The organism is Acinetobacter sp. 3657 (assembly GCF_031456775.1).
In the GTDB taxonomy this organism is placed as follows: domain Bacteria; phylum Pseudomonadota; class Gammaproteobacteria; order Pseudomonadales; family Moraxellaceae; genus Acinetobacter.
Map to the genome: position 1 here is coordinate 16060 of NZ_JAVDVH010000014.1, position 18845 is coordinate 34904.

Sequence of the window (18845 nt, forward strand, 5' to 3'; positions counted from 1 at the left end):
TCTGTTGTTTATTGCAAATTATTTAAAAAACTTTTGCAATATAAATGGCTGTTGGCTTGATCGTAATACGCAAGATTTGTAGAGCAGTTTCGAAGGGGAAAGCTATGTTGGAATCGAGAAATCTAATCGTCCTAGATCAAACACTTGTCTTAACCAAAGAAGGCAAACATGATTTAGTGTATGAAAATGATACGTTGCTTAAAGTAAAAATGATTTCAAATCAGCATATTGTCGTAGAAGATGATCATCAGACCAGTTTCGTATTAAAACAACAAGATGAAAATGTTGTTTGGTCTTTTTTCTAATGGATAAATAATATGTACCTTATGTTTGTATGTAGATACTTGTCCAATTAAATATTTAATTTGATTTCTTAAGTTCTACCAATATCGGACAGCAATCATTTTCAGTGCTTTTACAGTCATCTAGCCAAGTTGCAAGACGCTGTTTGAGTCCTTGTAACTCCTGAATTCTTTCATCAATCTTGCTTAAACGTTGCTCAATGACCTGACGAACTTGGATACGATCGTCTAAATTTAAGGTCAATAATTCTTTAATTTCATTGAGTTGTAAGCCTGCATCTTTTGCTTTTTGGATGAAACTCAATGTCTCCAAATCTTGTTGATGATAATAACGATAGCTTTGCTTGGTTTCAGGCACGCGCATTAAACCAATCCGTTGATAATAACGAATCGTTTCGACATTGATATCACATGCCTTTGCTAATTTACCGATGGTAAGGTCCACGCTATGCTCCTAAAATCATGCATTTAAAAATCATTCTCAAAAGTGCTTGACTCTGTACCTAGGTACAGACTTTATCCTAAACCTATCGCGTAATAAAAGATAGGTCGAACCATGACTCAACATGAGACTTCATCATGCTGTTCAAAAGACAAGCAAGTTAAAAAAAATGCCAGTGATGATGCTAAAACAGCGCAAGTAAATGAATCCATCACGGCTTCATCTTGTTGTGCCCCCAAACCTACTGAACCAAAGAAAAGTTCATGTTGTGGTTCTAAAACTGAATCACAACCTATTAAAGAACAAGTAAAAAAATCATCCTGTTGCGGTGGAGGACAAAGCCATCAACACCATGTCGCCGCCGATGGCCAAACCGAGATCGATCCAGTCTGTGGCATGTCAGTCAAGACCACGACTGATTTAAAAACGGAACATGAAGGGAAAACTTACTATTTCTGTAACCCATCTTGCTTAGAGAAATTTAAACATGATCCAGCGTTTTATTTAGTTCCTGTGGACCAACGCCCAGTACTCGAAGGGGCAATGGATATGGATTATACCTGTCCAATGGATCCAGAGATTGTGCAAAAAGGGCCGGGTACCTGTCCGATTTGCGGTATGGCACTTGAACCCATGCAACCGACTTTAGATGAAGGTCCAAATCCTGAACTGGTTGATTTTAGTCGGCGTTTTTGGACAACCTTACCTTTAAGTTTATTGGTGATGATCTTAGCGATGGGCTCACATATTCACGCTTTTATCTCACCGCATATTCAACCGTGGATTGAGTTGGTTCTCAGTTTACCTGTGGTGTTGTGGGCAGGTTATCCGATTCTACAACGGTGTTGGGTGTCTTATAAAACAGGGCATCTGAATATGTGGAGTCTGATCGGTGTGGGTGTGCTCGCTGCATTTATTTATAGCGTGGTTGCAACGGTCTTTCCATCTGTCATTCCTGTTGAAGCCAAGACAGGACATGGGGTCGCTGTGTATTTTGAAGCGGCCTGTATGATTGTTTCCTTAAGTTTACTCGGACAGGTTCTTGAGCTTAAAGCACGTTCCCAAACGGCAAACTCATTGAAAGCATTGCTACGTTTACAACCTGCCAAAGCCAAATTGGTGCAGCACGACCAAGTTGTGGATGTTGATATTGCCATGGTCAAACAAGGTGATATTTTACAAATTTCATCGGGTGAACAAATCCCTTTAGATGGTGTTGTGGTTGATGGAAAAACATATGTCGATGAGTCGATGATGACAGGCGAACCTGTACCTGTGAAAAAGCAAAAAGACGATCAAGTGATTGGTGGAACGATTAATCAGCAAGGTTCTATTCGTATTCAAACCACAGCTGTCGGGACCAATACCACTTTAGCCAAAATGATCCAGACCGTAGCGGATGCACAACGTTCCAAAGCACCATTGCAACGTATCGCGGATGTTGTAGCGAAATACTTTGTGATTGCGGTACTCACGATCAGCGTGTTGACCTTCATCGCATGGATGGTTTTTGGTCAAGCACAGTTTGATTTGGCTTTGATGTGTGCGGTAGCCGTTTTAATTATTGCCTGTCCATGTGCCTTAGGTTTGGCAACGCCAATGTCAGTGATGGCAACTACAGGTCGCGCAGCGCAAAAAGGCGTGCTATTCAAAGATGCTGAAGCGATTGAAGCATTAAGCAAAGTAAACACCCTGATTATTGATAAAACAGGCACATTGACTGAAGGTAAACCAAGCTTAAAAGAAATTCAGCCTTTATCAAAAACCTATACTCAAGCCCAAATTGAACTGTGGATTGCTTCGATTGAACAATATTCAAGCCATCCGATTGCTCAGACTTTGACTAAATTGGTGGATGCAAATCAATTGCTTAATGTGGCTGACTTTGAAGATGTGACTGGTTTTGGTGTAAAGGGCAATATTAATGGCAAAACGCTATATATTGGCAGTCAGAAATTGGTTGAGCAGCTTGATTTAACACTCAGTGATGACTTAAGCAAAATGCTAGACCAAAAACGTTCGCAAGGCGATGTGATTAGTTTCCTGATGTCAGAACAGGAGTTGATTGCTTATGTTTCGATTCATGATGCGATTAAACAAAATGCCAAAGCGGTAATCGACCAACTCCATGCCGATGGCATAGAAGTGATTATGGCGACAGGTGATCATGAGAAAAATGCACAAATGGTCGCTAATGTTTTAGGAATCAAGCAGGTTCATGGAAATCTTGATCCAAAGCAAAAACTTGAGATCGTCAAACTGGCGCAAGCGCAAGGCAAGATCGTCGCAATGGCAGGGGATGGAATTAATGATGCACCCGCACTTGCACAGGCCAATGTTGGGATTGCAATGGGTACAGGTACTGATATTGCTAAACAAACGGCGCAAGTCACCTTAGTCAAAGGTGATATGCAAGGGATTGGTCAAGCATTGCATATGGCGAAACTTGGTGTAAGAAACATGAAACAGAATCTTGCATTTTCCTTTGTTTATAATGGATTGGGTGTGCCCGTTGCAGCAGGGATCTTCTTTCCATTGACTGGGTTATTACTTACACCAATGTTTGCAGCAGTGGCGATGTCGCTGAGTTCATTGTCTGTTGTAGTGAATGCCTTGCGCCTAAACCGCTCTTAAGCTTTCTCTTTTCATTGTTGTAAGTTCGCTGTCTGGTTTTATAGCTAGACAGCTTTTTTATGGGCTAATATGACTATTCTGCCCGAAGCTAAAGTCATTGGGTCAATTTTATTTGCGTGTGATTTGCTTAGTGTCAAATGATAATTCACAGGAGTGAAAAAATGTTTGTGCGACAACAACAAAAATGGCAATACAACACTTTGATCCGATCATTCTCGCTTGCAACTACATTAGCAGCTTCATTGTTGATCTCATCTAGCTTACACGCTACGCCAGCCGAGAAGCTTGATCTCACTTTGTCTCAACATTCGCAGAATAAAATCAAAACTTTGCTCAATGATCCAAAGATTTGGAAACAGATTCCCAAACAAGTGACTTTGTGTGTGTATTCACCGAATGGGGAACATGGTGAGGCATTTCAACAAGCCACCAGTTATATCAGTGAATTACCCCGTATTGTACGTATTGCCAAACAATATGGGGTCAATATGAATATTACTCGACCTTCCAATTTACAGCTCAAGATTGATCTGGACTATCCAAAACTAAAACAAAATGCATCAACCATGGTGACACTCAAAGTCTATACCAATGAGGGTGTATTAACGGAAGACTTTCGCAGCAAACGCTGTGATGGTGCGGGGATTAGTAATTTAAGAGCAAGACAGTTTAATCCATTTGTGGGAAGTATTGATGCGATTGGTGCATTACAGAATTACAAGCAACTGACCTCAGTGATTCAATTATTAGCTCATCCTAAATTCGACGATAAAATGATCAATCATGATTATGAGGTCGTGGGCGTTGTGCCGCTTGGTGCTGCTTATATTATGGTGAGTGATCGAAATATTAATACACTCGCAAAAGCTGCTGGACGAAAAATCGCAGTATTTTCATTTGATCCAACACAAAAGAAGTTAGCTCAAAATGTCGGTGCACAAGCGATTTCAGTAGATTTAGCAACTGTTGGACCCAAATTCAACAATAGAGAAGTCGAAATCATGGCTGGCCCAGCGATTTTGTTTGATCCACTAGAATTACATAAGGGCATGACGGATAAATCAGGAAAAATTGCAGGTGGGATTATTCGTTTTCCTGTTGTACAGGTTACAGGTACTTTGATCATGCATCGTAATAAATTCCCAGCTGGAATGGGACCGATTGCACGAGAAATCATCTCTAAACAATTGCAGCCTGCATTTGATTTTGTAGATAAAATTGAAAAAGATATTCCTGAAAAATACTGGATGGATATTTATGAGAGTGAAAAACCTGGTTATATGCGACTGATGCGAGAAGCACGTATTCAAATGACCAAAGAAGGTTACTACGATAAAGACATGATGAAGTTGCTGAAACAAGTCCGTTGTTCGCAGCAGCCGACGCATTATGAATGTGCATTGAATGATGAGTGATTTTTATAGTCAGACCAATGTCTAGAATTCTACGGAAAGAGTAGAGGTTATTTAGATATAAAATTTTATTAGCGAGCTGTTAGCTCATACGATCAGTAGTAATGTAAATGTTGGGATATGCCATAAAGCTTTCTGATGAGAGTTTTATGGCATTTTATTTAAGTGGTCTAGAGATTGTTGCCGCTCCATTAAAGTATGAAATTATAGCAAGACTAAGCAATTTAATGTTCAAGCCAGATTCGTCGCTCGCTATGATAAATTCAAGTAAAATAAGAGATTAGCCAGTTTATTAATTTGACATTTTTGACATCAATTAGTCTTCCTCTTCGGTCAATTTTTTTTTAGCTCTTTCTCTCATACTTAAAATATCTTGATAAATTCAAGATGATGTTAACCCTTTAATTCGTTTTATTTTTGGTCAAATTTGTACTACAAAGCATGTTAGACATAAAGATATATGAGAGGGGGGATAGCTGAAATATTGAGTAAAGTTTAATAGAGGTTCTGAAATGTCACGATTATTCCCAAAACAAATTGTTGCTCCAAAACCATTGCATGAGATGATTGACTATTCAGGAAAAAGAAATGGTCGACCTTTTGATGTCGAAACGGAAACGCATACACCTCAAGGAAAATATACTTGTGTTCACTATGGTGTGATGATTCCTAATCTCCCTGCACCCTTTAATTTTTTGAACCTTTTAACCGTGGTTGGACAACCTCGAGTTAAAATTTTTCGTAACGAACATTTAATTAAAACTTCAAGTATTGATACAGCAAATGTATTAATTGGTACAGCTATAGGAACAAAAGACTATTTTAATGGTTATAGCGTCAAAAATGACTGTGCTTTAGTAAGTAATGGTTCATCTTTATGTTTTGGTCGAGATTTATTGTTAGAAGGGACTTATCCTAATTTTCATGCTTATCGTGAAGGGCATGAATTTAATTTTGATTTGAAAATCACTGCAACTGATAAAGTTGCAAACTTTGCTGAGTTAACTTTCGGTTTATATAATCATTGGGCTTTACTCTGCCAATACGAAGGTTATCTCGAATATCAAGGCAAGAAAACCCACGTCGAAGGTTTGTGTACCTATGAATATGCACGTGCAATAGATTTCAATTTGCATATGAACTATTTTACATATCATATTTTAAATATCGATGAGAAAACTCAGGTTCTTTTAGTTGAGGTACTTGGTCCATTGAATCTTGTCTTACAACGCCGTGTGTATATTCGTGCGATTGATAATCATGGAAGTATTCATTCTGAAGACTTTAAATTGGAAGTTCATGAGTTTGAATCACAACGTTCTATAACGCCTAATGGTTTATCGATGCGTTTACCTCGAACTTTTTCATGGAGTGTGAATGATGAAAAAGGTAAGCCTTTAATGTGTATTGATGGCCTAGCAAATGGTGATTTTCAGTATGGTATGGCAGGTGGTTACGCAGGAAGTTATCAATATAAAGGTACGTTTCGAGGTCAAACAATAGAAGGTACTGGTTATATTGAATATCTGGATACGCGGACAAAATAATCTAAATTATGCAGCCGCAGCAAGCATTGATGAAATATCAACAGATGCTAGTTTAATCATAAGTCTAATATCTAAAGAATTGATCATTAAAATTACAGAAATGATTTATCTTATGAGAGATATTCTTTTATAAGATAAATCATGAGTATTATTCTTGAACTCAAAAATAAACTACAAAAACAGAAGATAGGCTTGAATCGGCCTGCAACATGGCAACAAGTTTTGGCTTTTGAATATGTGGTGCAGAGGGAGATTTAGAAAAATAAAAAACACTCCAGAGATGCCGCTGCATGTCGTTACCCTTGAACCCTAAAGTTCAAGGTGGAGGGCGCCGCATACTTGCTGGGTTTTCTGCACGGGGCAGACATACACTCTAAATATACAGAACACCATCCTAAAGTGATGATATCGGCTCAGGGGAATCGGACCCGCTGGCGAACATCCTAGAGATAGACTTAGTATAACTGATCTTGACCTGATGACAATGTTTGCATGTAAAGATACTTACTAATTGATGAGGCTTTGTGCAATCACCATGTTTATTGAACAGTTTGCTCTACATCTTCCAAAATCGTTTGGAGTAGGTGTTCACAGTGTGCGTATTGCTGTAAAGATTTATTTAAAGCAAATACTTCCTGAGCCATTTGTAGTGCAACCATAATGACTAACTTATTGTGTTCTACACGTGGCGCACTTCGACGCATGTCATGAAATTTTTGATTGAGCAATTCAGCAGCGCGTTCTAACTCTTCACGTTTATCTTCAGTCGTATTTAAGCGGAAAGTCTGTTCAATTAAACGTAGTTCAACAACGATAGGTTCACTCATGATTAAGATTCCTCGTGAGTTTCAGCAATCGGGTGGGCAAGCTGCTGAATTTCTTGTGCATGTTGATCTTGTGCTGTACCTAAGATTGCGAGACGTTGAATAATCGCTTCAACTTTAGCCTTCGCTAATTCGTTTTTCTGTAATAAGCGGTCACGATCTTGTTGTAGATCTTGGATTTCTTGCTGATTATTACGTTGCTGCGCTTGTAACTTTTCTTTCATTACACGCAAATCATTACGTTCAGCCAAGATTTCTTGGAAACGATTCTTTAGATCAGTGGTACTTTTCTCTAAACGGCTATAGCGTTCAGCCAAAGTTGTTGCATCATTATTCAGTTGTTTAAATTGATCTTGTAACTGAGTCAGTTGTTCAGTTAAGTTATCAACTTCATCCTGTTTTTGCGTGATGATGCTATTCTTCTGCACAATTTGTGCATGATGTTCAGTTGCAGCTAATTGTTTAGCTTCAGTAAGCGATGTGTTTTCTCGCTCTATATGGCGTAGGCGTGTTTTTAAAACGCCAATATGCGCTTGTAGACGCTGTAATTGTTCTAACATAACGAAGGTCGCACAGAGTTGCAATCAAAGGTAATATATACAGCAGTATAGAGATTGGATAAACGAATGCAAGACGATATTTCAGGTTGGAACGAATGGAATGCTCATTTTCAAGGAATTGAAGAAATTTCAAGCCCAAGTGAGTTACATGGGTTGCTAACAGGTATAGTTTGTGTGACACAAGCGCCGACAACTGATGAATGGTCACAAATCTTAAACACCTTAAATGTACCTGCATTGACAGCAGAAGCATTAGAAAGTTTAACGGTTGAAGCAGAGGATGTATCGCATGCTTTATCTGATGATGAACTCGACTATTTACCGATGCTACCAGATGATAGTCATTCGCTTGAAGAACGTGTAAGCGCATTGGCAGATTGGTGTGCAGGGGTGGTTTTGGGTTTTGGTTTAGCTTGCGGTCGTATTCGTGGCGATGAACAAGAACTGATTGAACATTTACAAGAAGTTGCAGCCGTTGAGTTTGAAGATTCAGATAACGATGAAGAGGGTGAGGAAAGTTATCTGGAGCTGTATGAGTTTGTGCGTCTTATACCAGTAAGTTTATCAATTGGTCGGACAAAAATGCCTATAGCTGAAAGTTCTTTACTACAAAACTTTCATGCGAAAAGCAGAAACCAAGATACTGCAGTTGATCCGCAAACAGTCGTTGAAATGTTTACCCCACATCGTCCGAGTTAACTCGGGCGCTGCCTTGAAACTTTATCATTAAAGATACTTACAATCCTTCATCTTCATCAGTAGGGCGATATGAAACTCAATCAAGCAGATTTTAAACAACGCCGCGATCTTCTCGCTGAGAAAATGGGCAGTAATAGCATTGCCGTGATTGCGACCCGAGCAGAAATGTATCGTAATCGTGATGCTGATTATAAATATCGTGCAGACAGTAGTTTTTATTATCTCACTGGATTTGCAGAGCCAGAAGCAGTTGCCATTATCGAAACCTTTGAAGAAGGTGAAGAGTATAGCTATAGCCTGTTTTGTCGTGAACGTAACCGTGAAATGGAAATCTGGAATGGTTATCGTGCTGGAGTCGATGGTGCAGTTGAAATCTATGATGCAGATGAAGCTTATGCAATTGATTTATTAGATGAAGAAATTATCGAGAAGCTGTTAAATAAACAACGTCTTTACTATCGTATGGGGCAAAATGCTGAATTTGATGCGAAAGTAAGCCAATGGATTCAGAAAGTGGATGCACAACAGCGTCGTGGTGGCACTGCACCTGCTGAAATGATTCAACTTGATCGTATTGTCGATGAAATGCGTTTGAAAAAATCAGCGCAGGAAATTGAGCTGATGCAGATCGCATCCAATATCAGCGCAGAAGCCCATACTCGTGCCATGCAAACCGTAAAGCCGAATATGATGGAGTATGCACTTGAAGCAGAGCTCAATTATATTTTTGGAAAAAAAGGTTGTGTGCCTGCTTACAATAGCATTGTGGGTGGCGGTGAAAATGCTTGTATTTTGCATTATGTTGAAAATAATCAACCGTTGAAAGATGGTGATTTAGTCTTGATTGATGCAGCTTGTGAATATGAATTTTATGCCTCGGATATCACCCGTACTTTCCCTGTAAATGGTAAATTTAGTCCTGAGCAAAAAGCACTCTACAATATTGTTTTAGATGCCCAGCTTGCTGCAATCGATGCCACCCGTATTGGCAATAATTATAAATATCCGCATGAAGTCGCTGTAAAGATTTTAACTCAAGGTCTGGTTGATCTTGGTCTACTCAATGGTAATGTAGATGAGCTGGTTGAAAGCGAAGCTTTCCGTCAATTCTTCATGCATGGGACAGGTCATTGGCTCGGTATGGATGTGCATGATGTCGGTGCCTACAAAACTGGTGAAAACTGGCGTGTTTATGAAGCAGGTATGGTGGTCACAGTTGAGCCGGGCTTATATGTTGCACCAGATGATGAAACGGTTGATGCCAAGTGGCGTGGTATTGGTATTCGTATTGAAGACGATATTGTAGTCACTGAAAATGGACCGTTGGTTTTGACTAAGAATGTAGTGAAAACGGTTGAGGAAATTGAAAGCTTGATGGCAAGTAATTAGTCCAATATTTATCAAAGAGGCTTATCAATAGATAAGCCTCTTTCTTTTCTTCGATACTTAAAATAACTTTTGCCGATCGCTTAGAACACACAGACCAAACAAAGTACAAATTCCCTTCCTGAGTTGAGTTAGAGTAAGATAGTCCCGAAACATCAAGTCATGAAAAACTGATAAGGAATAATATTATGCAGCAACAAGTCATCATTGTCGGTGGGGGTATGGTTGGACTCAGCCTAGCCTTAATGTTGGCAAAATCTAATATCGAGGTAAAGCTATTAGAAGCTGTGAAATATCCAAATTATGACGATGAAAACCTTGCGCCTTATCATACTAGTTTTGATGCGCGTAACACAGCGTTGTCACGCCGTAGTGTTCAGATTTACCAAAAACTAGGTTTATGGGATGCCTTGCAACAACATGCAACACCAATTCTTCAAGTCCATATCACTGAACAGGGCAGCTTTGGTAAGGCGCGCTTAGTTGCAGAACAAGAAAAAGTAGAAAGCTTTGGACAAGTGATTGAGAACGCTTGGCTTGGTCGAGTATTGTTGACCCAAGTTCGTCAACACCCATTGATTGAATTGATTGATGGTGTCCAAGTGACTTCATTGACGCAAGATGCGGATGAGGTGCAGATCGAAGCTATGCGTAATGGTGAATATATCCATTCATTGAAATCAAAATTAGTGATTGCTGCGGATGGTCGTGATTCATTCTGTCGTCAAGCAATAGGTGTTGGTGTAGATGAACATGATTATGATCAAGTTGCGATTGTCACCACCGTACAAACCTCTAAACCACATCAACAAGTCGGTTTTGAACGTTTTAGTGCGTTAGGACCATTGGCACTCTTACCTTTACCGGGTGAGTACCGTCGTTCTGTGGTATTTCCTGTAAAAAAAGGCACAGAACAGCCATTCTTAGGTGAGGAAAATGATCAATATTTCCTTGATACCTTGCAACACACCTATGGTGATCGTGCAGGAAAGTTTGAAAAAACAGGTAAACGCTTCTGCTATCCATTGTCACAAGTCTTAGCGCATAAACAAGCTGTTGGACGTGTGGTGTTGATGGGCAATGCGGCACATACCATTCATCCCGTCGCAGGACAAGGTTTTAACCTGTGTTTGCGTGATGCTGATGTCTTGGTTCGCTTCTTAATGGAACAATTGGCGAAGTCTGATGATATTGGTCAGCCAGATAATTTACTCGCTTATGAACAAGCGCGTTTAAAAGATCAGCAACGTGTGATTAAGTTCTGTGATTCCGTGGTGCGTGGTTTTAGCAATCAAAACCCAATCCTCAAATTAATACGTAATACAGGATTGGTTGCCTTTGACGTGATTCCGGGCATTAAGCCGTTGGTTGCCAATTATGCAATGGGGCTGAAAGCATGAGTGAAATGTTAGATGTGGTCATTGTCGGAGGTGGCTTGGTTGGTGGCTTAACCGCCTTGCTATTGGCACAAGGAGGCGTGCAAGCAACAGTATTGGATGCTGCGCCTGTACTGGATCAACAAAAAACACTTGCGGTGATGAATCCTCGGGTACTGGCACTCAGTCAAGCCACCATTCATTTACTGAAAACAGTCAATGTGTGGGATGACTTGGCGCGTCAAATGCCATATTCAGGCATGCAAGTCTGGAATAAAAATGGCTATGGTGAGATCAATTTTGGACATGCATCTGAGCAACCACCACAACCTGATCAAGCTTTAGGTTCGATGGTGGAGCCAAGTGTCCTGAATGTTGCGATTCAACAAAAAATGCTACAGCAACTCAAAGACTACCGTACCCAAGTCAAAGTCATTCGGATCGAGCAAATTCCGCAAGGTTGGTCGATTGAATTGGCTGATGGGACTACGCTTAAAACCAAATTATTAATTGGCGCAGATGGTGCGAACTCATTTGTCCGTGAACAGGCTTATATCGATTTAGATGTACTGGACTATCAACAAGCTGCGATCAGTTGTGCGATTAAAACAACACAACCTAATCAGTTTGTGGCACGTCAAATTTTCTTGCCGACTGGGCCACTGGCTTATTTACCAATGGCAAGTTTTGATGCCCAAGAAAATGGCTATTGGCAGTCGATTGTCTGGACTTTGCCTGATGATTATGCCGATGAATATTCAGCATTCTCTGACCAAGAGTTTATGCAATTGCTGACTCGAGAAAGCTTACAAATGCTTGGTGAAGTGGTTGAAGTGCGTTCACGCGCACAGTTTCCACTCAAAGCTCGTGCTGCACAGCGCTACATTAAATCAGGCTTGGCATTGATTGGGGATGCAGCACATGTGATTCATCCTTTAGCTGGGCAAGGTGTCAATATTGGTTGCTTAGATGCAGCGGTGCTTTGTGATGTTTTGCTGCACGATCTAAAACGTGGTGTGTGGGCAAATGAGCAGACTTTGTTGCGTTACGAGCACCAACGTAAAGGGCAGAATGACGCCATGATGCATAGTATGTCTGCGATTGGTTGGTTGGAAAGTTCTGAGTTATTTCCGTTCGTGTGGGCGAGAAACTTCGGTTTAAAACAGGTTGAGCAATTCGATTGGTTCAAAGATCGTTTTATGCAGCAAGCGAATGGTTTAAATGCCTTACAAGCAACGAGATACGCTTGCTAAAAAATAGTAGATATTTTTTAAACAATCATTTATAAATCAGAGTGAATTTGGTCGAAAAAAACACGATTTAACAAATATTGTGCTTTGCGAAATGATGAGAGCTTGTTAAATTTCACCAAGTTCTGATGACCAAATAACGATGATGAAAGATCAGTCATTGTGGGGAGAGTAATATGACGGAAATGAATGATTACGACGAAAACACAGAAGACTCTGCTGTTGACGATGATGAGGCAAAAGCTGCCGAAAATGGTGCAGATAGTGAAGAATCTTCTGCTGCCAATGATATTGATCTTGCCGAAGCAGAAAGCCTAACCGTGACTGCCAAGCAAAAACAACGTCAAGCATTAGAGGATGAAGTTGCTGCATTCTTGGCACGTGGTGGGCGAATTGTCGAAGTGCCGCCAGGCGAACACGAAGATTAAGTTTTTATCTCCCTTGTGCTGTGGTTAACACAGTGCACCCAATCCCAATTACAGTGGGACTCCTCCCTTTTAGAAAGGGAGGTTGGGAGGGATTTCAATGGATATTATGCTTTCTTGTGTTGATGCGATTCATGTTTACACTCAAGCGGGTGATTTAATTCTTTTAAAATCCCACATTGTTCAATGGTACGATGCTGTGAACATTGCTGTTTGAGATGGGTTAAATCTTGCTTGAGATGTTCTAGGTTCTTAATTTTTTGGGAAACTTCTGCAAGGTATTGATCAATGAGATGATCAACTTCCTTACAGGTTTGATTTGGACTTTTTGCTAAATCTTTTAACTTTTGGATATCCTGTATGGTGATTCCGAGTTCCCGGCAATGTTTAACGAAAAATAAATCCGAAAGTATCTGTTCAGAATAATAACGATAATTTCCTGATGTACGTTGTACTTTTTCTAAAAGCCCAATTTTTTCATAATAACGAAGTGTATCGACTGATACCCCTGACTTTTTTGCCAATTGTCCAATTGTAAAATTTGCCATGCTTGACTCTGGAGTTACTCTAGGGTTTTAAATCACTATAAAACATAGTGTGAGAAAAGTCATGGCAGGATGTGGATGTAATACAACACCTTCAACGCAAATCATTAGTCCAAGGTTTAGAAAAGCATTGTGGATTGCTTTGTTTCTGAATACTGGGATGTTTTTTGTAGAAATTATTGGTGGTTCTCATGCACGTTCAGTTGCTTTATGGGCAGATGCGCTGGATTTCGCTGGTGACGCTGCAAACTACGCAATCTCTTTGGCAGTGCTCTCTATGAGTTTATATTGGAGAGCAACAGCAGCATTACTCAAAGGATTGACGATGGCGGCGTTTGGTATTTTTGTGATCGTAAAAGTACTTTGGTCATGGTGGCTTGGCGTGATCCCTGAACCGATGTTAATGGGACTCATTGGTGTGCTGGCGCTCGTGGTGAACGTAGCAGTAGCATTGATGTTGTATGCATTCCGCGATGGGGATGCCAATATGCGTTCAGTTTGGCTTTGTAGCCGCAATGATGCGATTGCGAACTTAGCGATTATTATCGCTGCAGTCGGTGTATTTGGAACAGGAACAATGTTTCCAGACTTAATCGTAGCATTTATTATTGCTTATCTAGGTGTCTCTTCAGGTTACTCTGTGATTAAACAGTCGCTGCGAGAAAGAAAGCAGTCCAAAGCTGTGTTAGGTCATAATGTATAAATCAATTTAGTCAGCAAAAAAGTATCATACCGCCATGATACTTTTTTGCTTCGAAAATGAATTAGAGCAGCAGAGATACTGCAATGCTCCACATCATACAGCCGATCATAAAATCTAAAACTTTCCATGCTTTCGGATTACTAAACAGCGGTTTCAAGAGTCTTGAGCCATAACCCAGACTAAAAAAGAAAATCCATGAAGCCACAATACTCCCGAGTGCAAAACTGATCTTATCTTCAAATTGAGTTGCAACTGATCCAATCAGTACGATGGTATCTAGATAGACATGTGGATTTAGCCAAGTAAAGGCAAGACCTGTTAAGAGGACCTGAGTCAAAGTCTGTTTATGGTTGCTCTCCAGTTGCATCGTTTGAGTCGTTTTAAATGCAGCATAAAATGCTTTAGCACCATAAACCAATAAAAATGTTGCACCTAAATATTTGGCGATCGTAACTAAAAGCGGTGATGCCGTCATCAATTCAGCGAAACCCAACACACCAAGTGCAATTAAGATCGAGTCAGAGAGTGCGCACAGGAAACACAACCAAAAGACATATTGTTGCTTGAGTCCTTGTTTTAGAACAAAAGCATTTTGAGCGCCGATCGCAACAATGAGACCGCTGCCAATACCAAAACCTTTAAAAAAAACGCTAAGAGAGAGCATATCAATAAAACGAAAAAAACAGATGTGAGAATTATCTGACTTTTAAATACAAAATAAGTAAAATTAAGAATATTTAGGTTTAACTAAAAATAATTTAGGTTTGTCTATGTTGGATAGTAAGCAATGTGAAGCCTTTCTTGCAGTCGCAGAAGTAGGAAGTTTTGATGCTGCTGGCGAGCAATTATATATTACGCCTTCCGCCGTCTCGCTACGTGTGCAGGCCTTAGAGAAATATTTAGGTCAGATTTTAATTATCCGTGGTCGACCAAGTGTGCTCACCAAAGCTGGACAAACCTTGTTGCAGCATTTACGTCATACGCGGCTCATGGAACAAAATCTTTTACAAGGTTTGATGGGAAAATCATCTGATTCCGAATTTTATAAGATTGCATTGGCTTCAAATGCAGACTCATTAGCAACTTGGCTTTTGCCGAGTATTCAGCCCACGTTGTTTAAAGAAAAAATCGTGTTGGAATTGAAAATTGACGACCAGTCGCATACGCACACGTTACTAGAAACGGGACAGGTCAATGCCTGTATTTCGGCGGAAGAGCAGGTTATGTCAGGTTGTTTGGCTCAGCCATTAGGCAAAATGCGTTATAAAATGTTGGCTTCTGCAGATTTTGCTGCGTATTGGTTTAGACAGGGTGTGAATAGGGAAAGTCTAAGAAAAGCGCCCGCGGTGATTTTTAACCATAAAGATCTGATGCACTCAGAGATGCTGTTGAAGTGTTTTGGATTGCCAATGCAAAGTTATCCTTATCATTTTATTCCGTCAACAGATGCATTTGTGAAAGCAATTCAACTCGGTTTAGGTTTTGGAATGGCACCTGAAATTCAGGTTCAATCTTTATTAAGCAGTGGTGCATTTGTAGAGATCATGCCAGAAGCTCAACTCGACATTCCTTTATATTGGCATCACTGGAAACGGCAGTCTAAACAACTTGATCTGTTGACCGAAACGATTGTGCAGGCAGCTAAAAAAATATTGATATAGTTATTTGGGATTTTCTAAGAAATCTATGTTGTTTAAGAGAGATGCAAGGTAATGCTGTGCAGTGTTCATCACCTTGCTCAAATCAAGACGACTACGCTTGGGTCAACTCCAAAGCACGTTGATAAGCGATTTTCTTTTTGATTCCTGTCAAATCCGCAGCCAATTGTGATGCAGCTTTAACCGAGAGATCTTGCAATAAACGCTTGAGCAACTCGTCTAATTTTTCTTGTTCCATGTCTTTAACTTCTAATGCCCCACCAACAACAACGACAATTTCACCTTTTTGTTGGTTATGATCATTTTCAATAAAACTGACCAATTCTTTGAGGGTCATTTTCTTGATGGTTTCAAAGGTTTTAGTGATTTCACGCGCAAAACCAACGGGTCGATCTTCACCAAAGACCTGAGCCATATTTTTAATACTTTCTAAAATCCGATGCGGCGCTTCATAGAAAATCAAGGTTTGCGTTTCATTTTTAAGTTTTTCGAGTTGGCTGATGCGTTGCGATGCCTTTGACGGTAAAAATCCTTCAAAACTAAAACGATCACTTGGTAAACCCACTGCACTTAAAGCAGCAATAGCCGCACATGCACCAGGTACAGGAATCACGCGAATACCATGTGCTTGGGCAGCGCGAACCAATTTAAAACCGGGATCACTAATAAGGGGCGTACCAGCATCACTAATTAAAGCAACTGATTCGCCTTTTAACATTTTTTGGAGAAGTTGATCAATTTTGTTACTTTCGTTGTGATCATGACACGCCGTAAGCGGAGTTGCGATATTATAGTGCTTGAATAACTGAGCAGATTGACGAGTATCTTCTGCTGCAACCACCGAGACTGATTTTAAAATATCGATTGCACGGAAAGTCATATCATCCAAGTGCCCAATCGGGGTTGCTACAACAAATAATTGAGCACTCATAAAAGGTAACTCCATAATGTATTTAAAAAAATATTGGCTGCTACTCAGTTTGGCAGCATTGATTAGCCCCGCTTATGCGGACGTGTTGGTGATTCTACCTGAATCTGGTGCAATGGCGCGAGCTGGTGACAGCATCAAACGAGGTTACTTGAGTGCTTATACAGCATCAGGCAGTAAAGAAAAAATTATTTTTGTTGATTCAGCAAAAAGTAGCATCGAACAAATTTTTAAGACAAGGGTGAATAAGAAGACGCGGTTGGTGGTTGGGCCATTGGCACGATCTGAAATTGAAACGGTGATAAAATTGAAGCCGAAAATTCCAGTTTTAAGCTTAAATGATGTCAATACGCAAGCAAACAATGTCTGGCAATTTAGCTTAGCCAAACAACATGATGCAGTGGCTTTAAACAAATTACTTGAAAAAGACCAGATCAAGAAACTATTGATCTTACGCCAAGCGGGAACAGAATCTGCTACTGAATTGCTTATGATGGCGCTGATGTCTGAATCTAGATCTGAGATCGAAGTTATCAATGAGCTGCCGAAAAAATTAGCAAAAAAAACAGGCCTGCTACTGCTTGGTGATCATCAATGGATGGAGCAATTAGGTTCATTACCCAAACAAAATATTTATGCGACACCACTCAGCATCGAGCAGGGCAAGCATATACCAAATGGATTGCGTTTTTGCGATACTCCAGCTTTGTACAATGGGCAATGGGCAGATTTAATTGAAGCCTATAAAGAACAACCTGAAAATATGGCATTTCAAAGACTACTTGCCTTTGGTGGAGATGCATGGACGATCAGTCAACAGTTTTTATCGAGTCCGATAGATCCGCAGTTTTCATTTGAGGGTCGGACGGGTGCAATCAATGTGAAAGCTGGGGTGATTAACAGACAGCCATTTTGTTATGAACAACAAAAAAATGGGATTCATATTTTAAAATAAGATCACTGAATAATGAAACAACAGTCAAATTTATTGGGGCAATGGGCAGAACAAACCGCAATGTCATTGCTCCGTTCACATGGTTATCAATGTGTAAATCAAAACTATCATTCACGGTTTGGTGAAATTGATTTAATTGTAAAACGTGGGAAAGAGCTTGTTTTTGTTGAAGTAAAAGCGAGGTCGGCAGGGAGTTATGCACAGGCTTTCGAAGTGATTTCAAACGCACAGCGACGTAAGATTATTAAAACTGCTCAGTTCTTTTTACAAAGATATCCGAGTTATGGAGACTTTGATTGTCGTTTTGATGTGATTTGTTTTGATTTTCCACAGAAAATTGCAAAAACAGTACAACCAGATTTTTCAAAATTGCAGTATGATCAGCAATGGATTGAACATGCATTTATTTTAGATTAATTGTGGCAATAACGGTCTGAAGATAAATGTGGAAGATTGAGAAAATGTGTGAATAGGGAGTCTGGCCAAGTGTTAAAACGTTTATCGATTACGCTGCTTTGTGCTGCAAGTTTATCGGGATGTGCAAGTTTTATTTCTGGTGGAACGGGAACGGCACCTGTTGGGACAAGTAGCGGTGAGCGTAGTCTAGGGCAGGTTTTTATTGATTCTTCAATCAAACGTACTGCAAATGTCAATTTATATAAACTCGATAATCGCTTTAGACAGTCTCGGATTAATATCGAAAGCTTCCATAGCAATGTTCTATTGACAGGCCAAGTGCCTGATCCTTATTTGAAACAATTGGCTGAAGACAATGTTCGTGCAATGACTGATGTCAAAGCAGTGCATAACTACATTACTGTCGGTGACAAAGTCGGTTATAGCACCATTATGCAAGATGGTACGGTGACTGCGAACACACGTGGTTTGCTCATGAGAGCACCAGTTGTCTCTGACAGTAAAGTTCTTGTGCATACTGAAAATGGTGTGTTGTATGTAATGGGGCGTTTAAATACTGCTGAGATCAGAGATTTAGACGACGTTTTACAAAAAGTTGGTAATGTGAGTAGAATTGTTACTCTGATTGACAATATTGACCAGTCTTCAGGAACAATGGCAAGCTCGACGGCTGCGATGCCGATGGTCGGTGCTGCGACAACACAACCTTTGGTTGAAACACCTGTGGCAATTGATCCAGATCAAGCTGAGCCAGTGACTATTACTCCAACTACTCCCTAATT

Annotated in this window: 20 protein-coding genes and 1 other RNA gene; 14 read left to right on the top strand and 7 right to left on the bottom strand. The window is 40.0% G+C overall.

The features are described from left to right. Positions 1-104: 104 nt before the first annotated feature. On the top strand, positions 105-305 hold the full coding sequence (locus J2Y37_RS13340) for a hypothetical protein (RefSeq protein ID WP_241323578.1): 201 nt from the start codon (positions 105-107) through the stop codon (positions 303-305). Positions 306-360: 55 nt separating this feature from the next. On the opposite strand, the gene J2Y37_RS13345 is transcribed toward J2Y37_RS13340, so the two are convergent. After that, positions 361-747, bottom strand: a complete 387-nt coding sequence (locus tag J2Y37_RS13345; RefSeq protein ID WP_005197715.1) for a MerR family transcriptional regulator — start codon at positions 745-747, stop codon at positions 361-363. A gap of 111 nt (positions 748-858) precedes the next feature. Between J2Y37_RS13345 and J2Y37_RS13350 the strand changes: the two genes are divergently transcribed. From J2Y37_RS13350 to J2Y37_RS13360, 3 genes are all read left to right on the top strand, one after another. Further along, positions 859-3378: a heavy metal translocating P-type ATPase gene (locus J2Y37_RS13350; protein WP_349033121.1), complete on the top strand. Its 2520-nt coding sequence runs from the start codon at positions 859-861 to the stop codon at positions 3376-3378. A 161-nt stretch (positions 3379-3539) separates the two neighbouring features. Further along, positions 3540-4793, top strand: coding sequence for a putative solute-binding protein (locus J2Y37_RS13355; protein WP_349033122.1), 1254 nt, complete (start codon positions 3540-3542; stop codon positions 4791-4793). 509 nt (positions 4794-5302) lie between these two features. Next, a complete protein-coding gene (locus J2Y37_RS13360) occupies positions 5303-6337 on the top strand; it encodes a DUF6670 family protein (protein ID WP_349033123.1) in 1035 nt (344 codons plus the stop codon). Positions 6338-6604: 267 nt separating this feature from the next. Here the strand turns inward: J2Y37_RS13360 and ssrS are convergent. The 3 genes from ssrS to J2Y37_RS13375 form a co-directional block, all read right to left on the bottom strand. Continuing rightward, positions 6605-6790, bottom strand: a non-coding RNA gene (ssrS, locus tag J2Y37_RS13365) — 6S RNA. Between the two features lie 86 nt (positions 6791-6876). Next, entirely contained in the window at positions 6877-7164 is a 288-nt protein-coding gene (locus tag J2Y37_RS13370) for a cell division protein ZapA (protein WP_004670486.1), read from the bottom strand. Positions 7165-7166: 2 nt separating this feature from the next. Next, positions 7167-7721 (bottom strand): hypothetical protein, encoded by a 555-nt coding sequence (locus J2Y37_RS13375; protein WP_004670487.1) that lies wholly within the window; start codon positions 7719-7721, stop codon positions 7167-7169. 66 nt (positions 7722-7787) lie between these two features. Between J2Y37_RS13375 and J2Y37_RS13380 the strand changes: the two genes are divergently transcribed. The 5 genes from J2Y37_RS13380 to J2Y37_RS13400 all read left to right on the top strand — a co-directional run bounded on the left by J2Y37_RS13380 (position 7788) and on the right by J2Y37_RS13400 (position 12860). Continuing rightward, positions 7788-8420, top strand: coding sequence for a UPF0149 family protein (locus J2Y37_RS13380; RefSeq protein ID WP_349033124.1), 633 nt, complete (start codon positions 7788-7790; stop codon positions 8418-8420). Between the two features lie 69 nt (positions 8421-8489). Continuing rightward, entirely contained in the window at positions 8490-9809 is a 1320-nt protein-coding gene (gene pepP / locus J2Y37_RS13385) for a Xaa-Pro aminopeptidase (protein WP_349033125.1), read from the top strand. Positions 9810-9994: 185 nt separating this feature from the next. Next, positions 9995-11206, top strand: coding sequence for a 2-octaprenyl-6-methoxyphenyl hydroxylase (gene ubiH / locus J2Y37_RS13390; RefSeq protein WP_349033126.1), 1212 nt, complete (start codon positions 9995-9997; stop codon positions 11204-11206). Further along, on the top strand, positions 11203-12435 hold the full coding sequence (locus J2Y37_RS13395; RefSeq protein WP_349033127.1) for an FAD-dependent monooxygenase: 1233 nt from the start codon (positions 11203-11205) through the stop codon (positions 12433-12435). The genes ubiH and J2Y37_RS13395 overlap by 4 nt, the downstream gene beginning before the upstream one ends. 173 nt (positions 12436-12608) lie before the next feature. Further along, positions 12609-12860, top strand: coding sequence for a hypothetical protein (locus J2Y37_RS13400; protein WP_004670492.1), 252 nt, complete (start codon positions 12609-12611; stop codon positions 12858-12860). Positions 12861-12964: 104 nt separating this feature from the next. On the opposite strand, the gene J2Y37_RS13405 is transcribed toward J2Y37_RS13400, so the two are convergent. Continuing rightward, entirely contained in the window at positions 12965-13405 is a 441-nt protein-coding gene (locus J2Y37_RS13405; RefSeq protein WP_349033128.1) for a MerR family transcriptional regulator, read from the bottom strand. A 61-nt stretch (positions 13406-13466) separates the two neighbouring features. Here J2Y37_RS13405 and J2Y37_RS13410 point away from each other — a divergent pair, with 61 nt between their 5' ends. Next, positions 13467-14105: a cation transporter gene (locus J2Y37_RS13410; protein WP_349033129.1), complete on the top strand. Its 639-nt coding sequence runs from the start codon at positions 13467-13469 to the stop codon at positions 14103-14105. Positions 14106-14166: 61 nt separating this feature from the next. On the opposite strand, the gene J2Y37_RS13415 is transcribed toward J2Y37_RS13410, so the two are convergent. Further along, positions 14167-14769, bottom strand: coding sequence for a LysE/ArgO family amino acid transporter (locus J2Y37_RS13415; RefSeq protein ID WP_004670495.1), 603 nt, complete (start codon positions 14767-14769; stop codon positions 14167-14169). Between the two features lie 106 nt (positions 14770-14875). Between J2Y37_RS13415 and J2Y37_RS13420 the strand changes: the two genes are divergently transcribed. Further along, complete coding sequence (locus J2Y37_RS13420; RefSeq protein WP_349033130.1) at positions 14876-15766, top strand: LysR family transcriptional regulator ArgP; 891 nt, start codon at positions 14876-14878, stop codon at positions 15764-15766. 91 nt (positions 15767-15857) lie between these two features. Here J2Y37_RS13420 and rsmI read toward each other — a convergent pair whose 3' ends face one another. Beyond that, positions 15858-16694, bottom strand: a complete 837-nt coding sequence (rsmI, locus tag J2Y37_RS13425; protein ID WP_005197689.1) for a 16S rRNA (cytidine(1402)-2'-O)-methyltransferase — start codon at positions 16692-16694, stop codon at positions 15858-15860. Between the two features lie 16 nt (positions 16695-16710). Here rsmI and J2Y37_RS13430 point away from each other — a divergent pair, with 16 nt between their 5' ends. The 3 genes from J2Y37_RS13430 (at position 16711) to J2Y37_RS13440 (ending at position 18843) form a co-directional block, all read left to right on the top strand. Next, a complete protein-coding gene (locus tag J2Y37_RS13430) occupies positions 16711-17646 on the top strand; it encodes a penicillin-binding protein activator (RefSeq protein WP_349033131.1) in 936 nt (311 codons plus the stop codon). 12 nt (positions 17647-17658) lie between these two features. Beyond that, positions 17659-18063, top strand: a complete 405-nt coding sequence (locus J2Y37_RS13435; protein WP_004670499.1) for a YraN family protein — start codon at positions 17659-17661, stop codon at positions 18061-18063. A 69-nt stretch (positions 18064-18132) separates the two neighbouring features. Continuing rightward, entirely contained in the window at positions 18133-18843 is a 711-nt protein-coding gene (locus J2Y37_RS13440) for a BON domain-containing protein (protein ID WP_004670500.1), read from the top strand. Positions 18844-18845: the final 2 nt, after the last annotated feature.